Source organism: Kaistella carnis, from assembly GCF_003860585.1.
Taxonomy (GTDB): domain Bacteria; phylum Bacteroidota; class Bacteroidia; order Flavobacteriales; family Weeksellaceae; genus Kaistella; species Kaistella carnis.
In genome coordinates this window covers 398,266-411,801 of sequence record NZ_CP034159.1, presented here as the reverse complement: position 1 = coordinate 411,801, position 13,536 = coordinate 398,266, and the positions used below count along the sequence as shown (strand labels likewise).

At 36.3% G+C, this 13,536-nt stretch carries 12 protein-coding genes; 7 read left to right on the top strand and 5 right to left on the bottom strand.

Features of this window, described 5'->3' with window-relative positions; genetic code table 11:
- Window positions 1-20: 20 nt before the first annotated feature.
- From EIB73_RS01815 to EIB73_RS01800, 4 genes are read right to left on the bottom strand one after another with little or no spacing between them, the layout of a single operon-like run.
- Window positions 21-644 (bottom strand): flavin reductase family protein, encoded by a 624-nt coding sequence (locus tag EIB73_RS01815; protein ID WP_125022078.1) that lies wholly within the window; start codon window positions 642-644, stop codon window positions 21-23.
- On the bottom strand, window positions 645-917 hold the full coding sequence (locus EIB73_RS01810) for a TIGR03643 family protein (protein ID WP_125022076.1): 273 nt from the start codon (window positions 915-917) through the stop codon (window positions 645-647).
- On the bottom strand, window positions 917-2,236 hold the full coding sequence (locus EIB73_RS01805) for an ABC1 kinase family protein (protein ID WP_125022074.1): 1,320 nt from the start codon (window positions 2,234-2,236) through the stop codon (window positions 917-919). The genes EIB73_RS01810 and EIB73_RS01805 overlap by 1 nt, the downstream gene beginning before the upstream one ends.
- On the bottom strand, window positions 2,236-2,901 hold the full coding sequence (locus EIB73_RS01800; RefSeq protein ID WP_125022072.1) for a TetR family transcriptional regulator C-terminal domain-containing protein: 666 nt from the start codon (window positions 2,899-2,901) through the stop codon (window positions 2,236-2,238). The genes EIB73_RS01805 and EIB73_RS01800 overlap by 1 nt, the downstream gene beginning before the upstream one ends.
- 88 nt (window positions 2,902-2,989) lie before the next feature.
- Between EIB73_RS01800 and EIB73_RS01795 the strand changes: the two genes are divergently transcribed.
- The 6 genes from EIB73_RS01795 (at window position 2,990) to EIB73_RS01770 (ending at window position 8,552) form a co-directional block, all read left to right on the top strand.
- Window positions 2,990-4,459, top strand: coding sequence for a phytoene desaturase family protein (locus EIB73_RS01795; protein WP_125022070.1), 1,470 nt, complete (start codon window positions 2,990-2,992; stop codon window positions 4,457-4,459).
- Between the two features lies 1 nt (window position 4,460).
- A complete protein-coding gene (locus EIB73_RS01790) occupies window positions 4,461-5,309 on the top strand; it encodes a phytoene/squalene synthase family protein (protein ID WP_317132676.1) in 849 nt (282 codons plus the stop codon).
- Window positions 5,309-5,767, top strand: coding sequence for a hypothetical protein (locus tag EIB73_RS01785; protein WP_125022068.1), 459 nt, complete (start codon window positions 5,309-5,311; stop codon window positions 5,765-5,767). Before EIB73_RS01790 ends, EIB73_RS01785 begins: the two co-directional genes overlap by 1 nt.
- A 1-nt stretch (window position 5,768) precedes the next feature.
- A complete protein-coding gene (locus tag EIB73_RS01780) occupies window positions 5,769-6,242 on the top strand; it encodes a sterol desaturase family protein (protein ID WP_185144625.1) in 474 nt (157 codons plus the stop codon).
- A 400-nt stretch (window positions 6,243-6,642) separates the two neighbouring features.
- Window positions 6,643-7,128 carry an SRPBCC family protein gene (locus EIB73_RS01775; RefSeq protein ID WP_125022066.1) on the top strand — a complete coding sequence of 162 codons (486 nt, stop codon included), beginning with the start codon at window positions 6,643-6,645 and terminating at the stop codon, window positions 7,126-7,128.
- A complete protein-coding gene (locus EIB73_RS01770; protein ID WP_125022064.1) occupies window positions 7,125-8,552 on the top strand; it encodes an SDR family oxidoreductase in 1,428 nt (475 codons plus the stop codon). The genes EIB73_RS01775 and EIB73_RS01770 overlap by 4 nt, the downstream gene beginning before the upstream one ends.
- Here the strand turns inward: EIB73_RS01770 and ggt are convergent, their stop codons facing one another.
- Entirely contained in the window at window positions 8,553-10,238 is a 1,686-nt protein-coding gene (gene ggt, locus EIB73_RS01765) for a gamma-glutamyltransferase (RefSeq protein ID WP_125022062.1), read from the bottom strand.
- A 249-nt stretch (window positions 10,239-10,487) separates the two neighbouring features.
- Here ggt and EIB73_RS01760 point away from each other — a divergent pair, with 249 nt between their 5' ends.
- Entirely contained in the window at window positions 10,488-13,325 is a 2,838-nt protein-coding gene (locus EIB73_RS01760; RefSeq protein ID WP_125022060.1) for a TonB-dependent receptor plug domain-containing protein, read from the top strand.
- Window positions 13,326-13,536 lie beyond the last annotated feature (211 nt).

Below are 13,536 nucleotides of genomic sequence, written 5' to 3'. Positions count from 1 at the left end.
CGAAGAGATTTTCATCTGCGCTATGGCTTTGCATACTCGAGCTGTGTTATCATTTCCGCGGAATAATAGGCATCCAACCCTCCACTTAATAATAGATCATGATGATTTACCGAGCCATCTTCTGTGAACCTTTCGGCAGGAATTTGAATCCATTCCACGCTGCCAATCATCAGTTTTGTATTATTAATCTTAATATCCAGAATTTGTTGCAGCTTCATTTCAATTTTAATTTCAGCTTCTTTCACAAACGGTGCAGAACAATCGCCGATATATTCCGAAGAAAAATCAGTGGCAGAAAATTCTGAAACTTCTTTTGCATACCTGGCTGATGTTTGATGGGCGTCCTTCACCCATTTTCGATCGATAAAGTTCAGGGTATACTTTCCGTTCTCTATCATATTTTCTAAAGTATCCCGACTTACAGTGTCAGGTCTACTGATCAACCCCAGCAAAGGTGGATGGGCTCCCAAATGAATTACAGAATTGAAAATGGCAAGATTTTCTACTCCAGCACTCGATTTGGTTCCGACTAACGCAACCTGTCTAATGCCGGCCAAAGAATTAATCAACTTTGTACGAAAACGCTTTTCACTGTCTAATATAAAAGACTTCGTAAAAGTGAAATATTCCTGCTTTTCCTCCATTTATCTTTTACTGATTTTATTATTAGAAATTGTTCTTTGTCTGCTGCATCGAAAACGGTCCATTTCCGAAGTCCTTTTCTGCAAATGCTTTTGACTGACTCCAGAATTCACTCGTGCTCTCCAAAGTTTGAAGGAGCTTCTTTTTAACTCGGTGCGCATCAAAATAATCACGTCTTTTTCGGTTAAGGAAAACTGATATTCAATCGCTTCAAAAGGCGTTCGATCTTCCCAAGCCATTTCAATGATCCGATCAATCTGTATAGGATTCAGCATTACTTATTCAGGTAATTTTTATAATTATTGATCTTGATATTTTTAGATTTCAATTCATGCATTAAATTGTACAAACCGAAAAATGTTCTGTTCATATAGATAAAGTGACGCGAACCTCTATTGGCATTTCTTCCTTTAAGCTGGGTGTTTTTTGCATATTTCTGCCCTAAATCTGCGATTGCAGAAAAGAATTTTCCATCTGAAAAATCAAATGTCTCTTCTTGGAAAGGAGTTGTAAACAGATATAGCAATTCGTAAAAAATCTCGGTGAAAAAATCTTTCTCTTCTGCAGAATCATCAGGTCTTATTATTTCGAGTTCCAATAATTTCTGATCTAAAAAAGCTTTGTCCTGTAAATTCTCCCGGATCGAAAGTTCGAAATAGGGAATGTAAAAATCCTCTGGAATACTTTTCATACATCCAAAATCAATCGCGATTAAAGTTCCCGATTTTGAAACTAAAAAATTACCGGGATGCGGATCGGCATGTACTTTCCGTAAGTGATGAATCTGAAACATATAAAAATCCCATAAAGCCTGCCCTACCTGATCAGCAAGTACAGCGTCGGTATTTTCTTCGGAAAAAGTGGACAAATGTTTACCGTGCATCCAATCCATGGTAATGATCCTGTCGTTGGAAAACTCCGGATAATAATTGGGAAACGCCAGATTGGGCAGCAGTTCGCAACTTTTTCTAATTTCCAGACTTTGCTTGATTTCTAAAGCATAATCTGTTTCTTCCAATAATTTATCTTCAACTTCTTTAAAATATTGGTCTGAATTCTTTCCTTTAATGTTAAACATTTTCATTGCAATGGGTTTTACCATTGCCAGATCCGAAGAAATGCTATCGGAAACACCGGGATACTGAATTTTTACTGCCAATTCTTTTCCATCTTTCATCGCTTTGTGAACCTGTCCAATACTCGCTGCATTTGCAGAGGTCGATTCAAACTGGTCGAACAATTCACTTGGTTTTTTACCAAAATAATTTTTAAAAATTTTATTTACTAAAGGTGCAGAAAGCGGCGGAACCTGAAACTGGGAAAGCGAAAATTTCTCCACATAAGCAGCAGGTAAAATGTTTTTTTCCATACTCAACATTTGAGCAACTTTTAAAGCACTTCCTTTCAACTCTTTCAAGCTGTCGTAAATATCTGCAGCATTATTTCGGTTTAAATTTTCCTTGGCTTCACCTTCCGTTTTGGTCATTTTATCACCATAATATTTCAGGTAATTGACCCCAACTTTTGCTCCCGTAGAAATTAATTTTGTCGCTCTTTCGATCTTACTGGTCGGAATTTTATCTAAGGTCTTCATTAATTTTTTACTTTTTCATTAAATAAAAATTTTCCAAAATCGATCAGTTTCTTTAAAGGTTTAACCTCTAAAAACTCAAAGCTCGTATCCACGGATTTTTCAATAAAAATATCGGTTTTTTCAAAGTTTGAACTTGTATCATCAATCCAGAATTTAAGCGTGGCGAGAAAATGGCCCCAATATAATTCTTCAATTCCCTTGTTTTTAAACCGCTCTATTTTAGCCATATTTTCGGGCTGATTGTCCATCATCGGTTCAGATAAATCTAAACTCTTGATAAAAAGCTGAAATTCTTTTTTTAGAGACCAAAGCTTTTTCAAATTATTTAGATTATTTCGTTCAGTACCAATTAAGTAAATCAGCAAACTGCGATTCATCGTCAGCTGTTCGAAAAAGGTAAAATAGAAGGACAGCATTTTCGTTTTCGCGTTCTCAAAAAGATAATTTTCTTCTGCCGTGATTAAGCGGATACTTTGCTGCATAAAATAGCGCAAGTAATCAGCCTCCAAAACATCGAAATTGACATAATAGAAATAGAAATCGGTTTCGTTAATATCATGTTCCTCACAAAAAGTAAACACAGTTAAAGGTTTCCTGTTGTTACGAAGTACATATTTTGAGTATTTATCCAGGATTTTTTCTTGAGCATTATCTATATCTTTCATATATTGTATTTTAAATAAAGCACAAATTTAGTAAAAATATTTTCTATTTTAGAAATAAAAGTATATTTTTGTTCCATTATTAAAAAACATGAGTAAAGTTGTCATTATTGGTTCCGGATTTTCAGCCCTTGCTTCTGCCTGTTATATGGCAAAGAAAGGCTATTCAGTAAAAGTTTTAGAAAAAAATGAACAGCTCGGCGGTCGGGCGTCTTTACTGGAAATTGATGGATTTAAATTTGATATGGGACCAAGTTGGTATTGGATGCCTGATATTTTTGAACGCTTTTTTGCAGATTTTGGAAAAAAAGTGAGTGAGTATTATAAATTAGAAAAGCTCTCACCTGCTTATCGCGTAATATTTGGTAAAGATGATTATATAGACATCGCAGATGATCCGGAGAAAATAATTGCCAAATTTGAAGAAATAGAACCAGGCAGTGGAAAGCATCTTCGAAAATTTATGGAGGATTCTCGGAAGAACTATGAGATTGCGATGAAAGATCTGGTCTACAACCCCGGAAAATCAGTAATGGAATTGGTTAGTATGGAGACCGCAACACGACTGAATCTTTTTGTGCAGAACATCTCTCAGACGGTTCGAAAGAATATTAAAAATCCAAAACTCCAAAGTATTTTAGAGTTTCCCGTTCTTTTTTTGGGTGCTAAACCTCAAAATACGCCCGCATTTTATAACTTTATGAATCATGCCGATTTCGGCTTGGGAACCTGGTATCCAAAAGGAGGTTTTAATGCCGTAGCAAAAGGAATGGTGAGATTAGCAAAAGAATTAGGAGTAGAATTTTTAACGCATCAGGAAGTTTTAAGAATTGAAACGAAAAATAGTATTGCGAAAAGAGTCGTCACTACAACGGATGTTTTTGAAACGGACTTGGTGATTTCTGGTGCAGATTACGCACACACGGAACAACTTTTAAATGCTGATGAAAAGAACTATTCAGAAGATTATTGGCAGAAGAAAGTTTTTGCGCCATCCTCATTCTTATATTACGTCGCTTTTGACAAAAAAGTTCCGGAATTGCAACATCATAATTTATTTTTCGATACCGATTTCGGACAGCATGCAGTTGAGATCTATGACGATCCAAAACTACCGACAAAACCTTTATTTTACGCAAACTTCTCTTCAAAAACAGATCAGGATTTATGCCCGGAAGGCAAGGAAGTCGGTTTCTTTTTAATCCCTGTTGCAGTCGATTTAAAAGACAGTCAGGAAATACACGATCAGTATTTTGATCTGATCATGAGTAGAATAGAAGAAAATATTGGCGTAGATTTACGTAAACACGTTATATTTAAGAAAAGTTTTGGCGTGCAGGATTTTAAAGAAAGGTACAATTCTTGTCGCGGTAATGCCTACGGGCTTGCGAACACTTTATTGCAAACCTCCATTTTACGTCCAAGCATTAACAATAAAAAAATTAAGAATCTATTTTATACCGGTCAGCTCACTGTTCCGGGTCCAGGTGTTCCCCCGGCGCTTATTTCGGGGAAAGTGGTCACCGATTATATTCTTAAAAATCAACATAAAATATTCTAATATGATGAATAATTTAGAAATTTTCAATTCATTTTGTGGTCAATCATCAAAAATGGTGACCCAAAAATACAGCACGTCTTTTTACAAAGCTTCTTCCTTATTTCACCCTGAGATTCGTCAGCACATTTATAATATTTACGGTTTTGTAAGATTGGCAGATGAGATTGTTGATACTTTTCATGATTACGATAAAGTACGACTGATGACCGAATTTGAAAGCAGTTACGAATCTGCGAGAGAAAACTGTATTTCATTAAATCCTATTTTACATTCTTTCTGCCTCACTCAACGTGAGCAGAAAATTCCCCAACATTTAGTCGATGCATTCCTGACCTCAATGAAAATGGATTTAGGAGAAATTAAAGATTTGAATGATGAGAAATATAACGAATACATTTATGGATCTGCAGAAGTTGTGGGTTTAATGTGTTTGAAAGTTTTTGTAAATGGGAATGTTGAAGAATATGAAAAGCTTAAGCCTTATGCGCAAAGTTTAGGAGCTGCATTTCAAAAGATAAATTTTCTGCGGGACATCAGTGCTGATTTTAACGATTTAAACAGAACTTATTTTCCGGGCGTAGATTTCGAAAACTTCACCCATATAGACAAGCTGGAAATTGAAAATGATATCGCCAAAGATTTTGCGCACGCCAAAATAGGAATTAAAATGTTGCCGATGTCAAGTAAATTGGCAGTGTTTATGGCGTATAAATATTATTTCAATTTATTCAAAAAAATTAAAAAGACAGAAACAAAACAACTTTTAACAAAAAGAATACGTGTTTCTAATGCAAGAAAAATGTATCTTTTCGGCGAAATGATTTTAAACAAGAATTTAAATTTGCTTTAATGAAAAGACTAAGTCTAATAATATTCCTTCTAATTTGTCATGTAATGGGTGCCCAAAGCCTAAAAGAATTTCGAGCATTAATTAAACAGAGCGAAAAATCTGAAAAAGCCTCGAAATCGTTAATTGAAAAATCTACCGCCGCATATGTTGAAACCAAAGAACCAATTTATGGCGGTTTTATGGCAGTAGGTAATTTTTTTATGGCAAAACATACTTTTAATCCAATCAAGAAAATTTCTTATTTCAACCAGGGAAAAAGAACATTGGAAAATGCAGTTAAAGCAGAACCGCACAATATAGAGATCAGATTAATGCGATTGATTACGCAGGAAAATATACCAAATATACTTGGTTACCATCAGCACATCAAAGAAGATCGCGCTTTTATCCGCAAGGAATATCAAAAAATTGAAGATCGTGATTTGAAGAATTTTGTTATTGATTATTTAAAATTATAAAATGGAAATTATAGGATATATTGCCCTCACCCTTCTTGTTGTAGTTACGATGGAAGGCGTGACCTGGCTTACCCACAAATACATTATGCATGGTTTGGGGTGGTATTTACATGAGGATCACCATCAACCCGGATATCCGCACGTATTTGAAAAAAATGACGCTTTTTTTGTTGTATTTGCCATTCCTAGTATGTTACTTTTCTACTTTGGAACCCGCGGCGGGATTAACTGGATGTTTTTCGTAGGTCTGGGAATTTTGATTTACGGAATATGCTATTTTTTGGTGCATGATATTTTAATTCACCGTCGTTTCAAATGGTTCGATAATACCAACAACTGGTATTTCCGCGGTTTAAGAAAAGCCCATAAAATGCATCACAAACATTTAGGAAAAGATGAAGGAGAATGTTTCGGGATGCTTTTCGTTCCCATGAAATATTTTAGAGAAGCGCGTTTATCGACCGTGAAAAGATAAGGTTTGGAATTCTGTAATTTAACTTTTGGATGTTGTAAGTTTTCTGATTCCTATTTCAACAGTTTTCCTAAAGTACGATTCCACTTATTAAACATTGGAAATAATTATGCAACAAACTTTGATAGTTCGTGCATTTCACCTTTATGATGGTGCTTCAGCTTATTTTTTGAATGAAAATTTGCAAAATGATTTTATGTAATTTTTAAAATTTCTTCGTCATTAATTTCGCACCGATCGGAAGTGATTCTTATAATCCTGTCAGATATTAAGACCATATTGAAAACCTTGGAATTCGCTTAGGACCAATTCCAGCTGAAGACCTTTCTACTATTTTGCGTTGCGCCACTCGATAACCTTGCTCTCTACTTTTAAAAAAATAAAAATTTATTTCAATCAACTGATGAAAATTAATCTGACCAAACAATCTGGAATTTATACGCTCACCTCAGAGCAGATCTTACCCATCTCACTTAACAAAGCCTGGGAATTTTTTACTTTGCCGAAGAATCTGGATAAGATCACCCCGGAAGAAATGGAATTTCGAATTACCAATAATCCGCCAAACAAAACCTATAAAGGTCAGATTATAACTTACAAAATCGGCGTTTTGCCCATGATCAAATCAAACTGGATTACCGAAATTACCCATTTAGAAGATCATCAGTTTTTTGTGGATGAACAGCGCTTTGGCCCTTACGCTATGTGGCACCACGAACATCATTTTGAAGGAGTTGGTGACAATCAAGTGAAAATGACCGACATCGTCAATTTTAAATTGCCTATGGGAATTTTAGGTGATTTCTTTGTAGGGAAATTTGTGACCAACAAAGTGAAATTCATTTTTGAAAGTCGCTATAAAATATTACAAAAAGCATTTGCATCATGAAAATACTTCTTACAGGCGTAACCGGTTATATCGGAAAAAGATTACTCATTCAATTGTTAGATGAAGGACATCATTTGGTATGTTCTGTAAGAGATAAAAATCGTTTTGGTCTGCATTTATTTAAAGATAAACTGGACCAGATCGAAGTTATTGAAAATGATTTTCTGGACGAGAAAACATTAGAAAACATTCCCAAAGATATTGAGGCAGCTTATTATTTAATTCACTCCATGTCTTCCAGCGAGGGAGATTTTGAGGAAAAAGAAAAAATATCAGCGGACAACTTTCGGGAAGCTTTAGAAAAAACAAATGTTAAACAGGTCATTTTTTTGACGGGAATTATTAATGAAGAAAAACTTTCGAAACATCTTCTGTCCCGAAAAAATGTAGAAGGAGCTTTGAAAAGTTCAGTCTATGGATTAACCAGTTTACGGGCCGGAATTATTGTGGGCTCCGGGAGTGCTTCTTTTGAAATCATTCGTGATTTAGTAGAAAAATTACCAGTTATGATCACGCCTAAATGGCTGAATACGAAGTGTCAACCAATCGCCATCCGAAATGTAATGCAATTTTTAGTAGGGGTTTTAGGGAAGGAATTTACTTACAATCAAAACTACGATATTGCCGGAACAGACATTGTTACTTACAAAGAAATGCTGTTACAATATGCCGAAATACGCGGATTAAAAAGAAGCATTTTTATCGTGCCCGTGATGACACCGCGTCTTTCCTCTTATTGGTTATACTTCGTTACTTCTACGAGTTATTTTCTCGCAAAAAACTTGGTCGACAGTATGAAAATTGACGTGGTAGCAAACAAAAATAATTTAGCGGAACAGTTAAATATTCATCTCTTTTCCTATCAGGAAGCTATTCGCCTGGCCTTTGATAAAATTAAGCAGAATGATGTTCTTTCGAGCTGGTTCGACTCTTTTTCCAATCAGTTTCACAGCCGTAAAGTATGGCAATATCTGGAGGTTCCGGATGAAGGGTGTTTTAAAGATATCCGCGTTATGAAAGTTGATGACGAACAAAAAGCCTTGGAACGCGTGTTCAGCATTGGGGGAAAAACAGGTTGGTATTACGCCGATTTTCTTTGGAGAATTCGGGGATTTCTCGATAAACTTTTCGGAGGCGTGGGATTACGACGAGGCCGTAGAAATATGAATAATCTGGAAGCAGGCGATTCAGTCGATTTTTGGCGCGTACTCTATGCAAACAAAGAAGAAAAACGTCTTTTACTTTTTGCAGAAATGAAACTACCAGGTGAGGCGTGGCTGGAATTTAAAATAAAAAATGGCGTCCTTCATCAGGAAGCCACTTTTCGTCCGCTTGGTTTATCGGGTCGGTTGTATTGGTATTCAGTCTTGCCTTTTCACGGTTTAATTTTCAACGGAATGTTGAAAAAACTGTCCGGAAAATAATTATTCGACAGCTACAGAATCATCTCCTCTCCCATCGGCTACTGCAACTGCATTTCCATCTTCATTGATGAGAATTAATTCGGAACGACCAATTTGGGAATCCCTTTCAACCTTATAATTCTTTTTTTCTAAGTCAGAAATGGTCGATTCAGGAAAGTTCTTTTCAAAAAGAATACTTTCAGGAAGCCACTGATGATGGAATTTAGGAGAATTTACAGCCATATTGGGATTTAATTTAAAATCTATAATATTCACAATTGACTGATAAACAGAAGTTGGAATTGTAGTTCCGCCGGGCGTTCCTACAATAATATAAGGTTTCGAATTCTTCATCACAATTGTTGGCGTCATTGAACTCAACATTCTTTTTCCGGGTTGAATGGAATTGGCTTCACCTCCAACGGCACCAAACATATTGGGAACGCCTGGTTTTACAGAGAAATCATCCATTTCATTATTTAAGAAAAATCCCGCGCCAGAAACGACAACTTTACTTCCGTAAAGCCCATTTAATGTCGTAGTTACTGCAACTGCATTTCCTTCTTTATCAACAATAGAAATATGCGTAGTTTCTGTGGATTCTTTAGGCTGAGGAATAATTTTTCCCACTTCGGAACTTGGTGTCGCACGGTCAAAACTAAAACTTTTCCAACGGTTTTTTAAATATTCGTCAGAGATCAACATCGCTGTTTGATCTTTTATAAATGCAGGATCACCCATATATTCTGCACGATCGGCAAAAGAACGACGTTCCGCTTCTACCATAATTTGTACCGCATTTGTAGAGTTTTGCTGATATTTTTCCAAATTTTCAAAAGCACTCATTTTCAGCATCTGAGCCAGAAGAATTCCGCCGCTTGACGGCAAAGGCATGGAAACGATTTCAGTTCCTTTATAATTAAAGGTAATGGGTTTTCTTTCGACTACTTTATAAGTTTTTAAATCATTTAAAGTTATAATTCCATTACCACGTTTCATTTCCTGTACGATAAGACCCGCGGTTTTGCCTTCGTAGAAACCTTTGGCACCATTTTTCTGAATTAGTCTTAAAGTTTCTGCAAGTTCTTTCTGAATTAAAAGATCACCTTGTTTCCAGGGGATTGCTTTTTGAAAAACCGTTTTACTTTTGTTGTGCTGATGAAAATAATCCATTTGATTATTTAGCAAGTTTGCTTCTTTTTGAGTAAGGGCAAAACCCTGTTCAGCCAAATCAATTGCAGGTTGAATGAGTTTTTCCATCGGAAGTTTTGCATGTTTAAGCGTCGCATAAAATCCCGCAATAGAACCTGGAACTCCCACCGCCAATCTGCCGTTTTGCGAAAGATCGGTGTTGGCTTTTCCGTTTTTATCGAGGTACATATCTCGACTCGCTTTCTGTGGTGCAGTTTCCCGAAAATCGATGGTAAATTTCTCTCCGTTCTTTTTTACACCAACCAAAAAACCACCACCTCCAATATTCCCGGCTTGCGGATAAACCACTGCCAACGCATATTGTGTAGCAATTACAGCGTCGTAAGCGTTGCCACCCATTTTCAAAATTTTAGCGCCGGCTTCACTGGCTAACGGGTGTGCAGAAACAACCAAACCTTTATCTTTGGTGTGTATTTCCTTTACAATATTGATGTCGGTGAATTGCGCAAAGGCAAATTGCGAAAGGAAAAGAAATGATAAAAGTATTTTCTTCATGACGGTATATTTCCTCAAAAATAAGGAAAATGAATAAACATTTGCAGTTTTTTAAAGTAATAAAAACTAAGATCTAAAATAATTTTAAGTTAAAAAATGCATTTGAGATTTATGTAATTCCTAAAATAACAGAATTACGAAGATTTATACACACATTATTAAAAACTATTCAATAAATAAGATTATAGCTTGACAAAACATTAACACATCTAAATAATTTATATATATTTGATAATAAATTAATAAATTATGAAGAAAAATTACTTTCAAGCCTTAATTCTGGGCTCACTCTTAACAATTACGTCTGGCTATGCTTACGGTCAGGAAAAAGACACCATCCGCTCTCAATCCATTGACGAAGTGAATTTAACCGTGGGATCACGAAATAAAAACCGTGTAGCAACAGACACTCCCGTTCCCATCGATGTAATTAATATTGCAGCACAGGGAATTCTAAGCCCGCAAACGGATCTAAACCAAATTTTAAATTTCGCCGCACCTTCTTTTACGTCGAATACAACAACGGTTGCTGATGGAACTGACCATATCGATCCTGCACAATTAAGAGGTTTAGGACCCGATCAGGTTTTGGTACTTTTAAATGGAAAAAGACGGCACACAACTGCTTTAGTCAACATTAACGGAACGCCGGGAAGAGGTTCAGTTGGAACGGATTTAAATGCAATTCCCGCTTTTGCGATCGAACGTTTGGAAGTTTTGAGAGATGGCGCTTCTGCGCAATATGGTTCCGATGCCATCGCAGGGGTGATAAACGTCGTAATGAAACGTGCGACTAATAATTTAACCGCAGCGCTTACTTTAGGAAGTTTTAACTCCAAAGCTGCAAATGATCACAACGGCGGCTGGGATGGTGGAAAATATCAGGTGGATTTAAATTATGGGACAAAAATTGGGTCCAATGGATTTATCAATTTCACAGGAAGTTTAATGTCCCGCGATGATACGCAACGTGCAAAACCTAGAACAGGAACTATTTTCAATGCATATAATGCGATAGAACAACGCGCTTTGCAAAATGGTGTTAATATTTCTTCTTTATTTGAAAACATTAATAATACTCCAAATTCGCAGCAAATTATTGATTACATTCATCAATATGCAGCTGGAGTTGACTATTTCACGGCTCAGCAACAACTTGACATACAAAATGCTACAACGATTGGTGGTCCAAATGGTCTTCAGGCTAAACTTGGTTTTGATGTTACAGAAAATGAACTTGCTTATCGCGGTTTATCCAGAGAGGATTTTAACATGCGAGTTGGTCAATCTAAATTAACAAGTGGGCAATTGTATATGAATTCAGAATTTGATTTAACCGATAAAATTAAAGGATACGCTTTCGGAGGATATTCCTACAGAGATGGAAATGCTGCAGGATTTTACAGATTGCCAAATCAATCCAGAACATCAACTTCTATCTATCCGAATGGATTCTTACCAGAAATTGCCTCAGATGTTATTGATCTTTCTTTCGCTGCAGGATTTAAAGGAAAAATGGGAAGATTTAATTATGATGTGAGCAATACTTTCGGTAGAAACTCTTTCGATTACACCATTAAAAATACAGCGAATACCAGTATGGCATATCCGAGCAAAACGGAATTTGACGCGGGAGCACTTGCTTTTTCGCAAAATACCATCAATGCAGATTTTGATACTCAAGTTGATGTTTTGCAGGGATTAAATTTAGCATTTGGTGCGGAAGGAAGATTTGAAAATTTCAAAATTACGCAAGGCGAAGATTCTTCTTACGCATTGTATGATATCAACGGAAATATTCAAGGTCCTACAACACCAGGAAACTTAAAACCCACCGATTTTTTTGGCAGTACAAGGCCAGGAGGAGCACAAGTTTTCCCAGGATTTAGACCAGAAAATGCTTTAACTAAAGACCGAACTTCTTTTGCTTTATATTCTGACAATGAGTTAGACGTTACAGAAAAATGGTTGGTAAGTGCGGCGCTTCGGTATGAGAATTTCTCTGATTTTGGATCAACTTTTAATTACAAATTAGCGACGAGATACAAAATTACCGATAATATTAATCTTCGTGGTGCGCATTCTACCGGATTCAGAGCTCCTTCACTTCATCAAATCTCCTTTAATTCTACGTCCACACAATTTGTAGGCGGAACTGCTTTTGAAGTTGGAATTTTTACCAATGATTCTGCGCTTGCGAAATTATTAGGAATCACCAAATTGAAACAGGAAAAATCCACCAGTTATTCCGCCGGTTTTACTGCCAAAATCCCAGCTGCAAAGTTATCTTTAACGGTCGATGGATACTACATTAAAATTAAAGACCGTATTACGCTAACCGATCAATTCTCCCCTACTGCAACGACAAAACCTCTTTTCGATGCAGCCGGAGCAACTGCAGCGGCATTTTTCGCGAACTCAATTGATACGCAAACCAGAGGAATTGAGGGTGTTATTTCCCAAAAACTTGTCTTTACTAAATTTAAATTAAGCAACGATTTAGCTTTAACCGTCTCTAAAACAAGCAGAATTGGAGATATTCACTCCTCTGATATTCTAAAAAATTCCGGACAGGAATCCAGATATTTTTCCGAAACAAGTCGCGTTTACCTTCAGGAAGCAGTGCCAAGATTTAAGGCTTCATTAATTAATACTCTTGAATTTGACAAGCTAAGTTTCTTAATGAAGAATGTGTATTTCGGGAAAGTTACGGACCCGAATACGGTTGATGTTAATGGTAACGGACAAATTGATGCGATTGTTGTTAATGGACAGGCGGTAGAAAATGAACATCCTATCTGGTCCGGAAAATTAATCACGGATTTTTCAGTGGCTTATAAATTCACGAAGCAAGTTAGTTTGACTTTGGGAGCAAATAATTTATTTGATATTTATCCGGATCTAAATTACGGACCGATTTCCGCAAAAAGACCAACAAATGTTGATGCGAACGGAAATGTAGTTTACAGCGCAAATCCATCCATTGTGGATTTATCTAATGCCAACCAGTTTGTTTATTCCAGAAATACATCTCAATTCGGAATGAACGGAAGATTTCTTTTCGCACGTGTAAATCTTAGTTTCTAAATTCTTAATAGCCTTTTTTTACAGTGCTGTCTGCACGGACAGCACTTTTTTTATATTTAGACCAATGTTCATGATGATAACCAATTTGCGACCCGACTTGAATGAAGCTCTTTTTAACTGATGGCGAAGCCAGCACTTAAAAAAGCGGGAATGGAAGGCGGAAATGTTCGCCCAAAAAATATTTAATGAAACCTATTTCTTTTGCTAACCT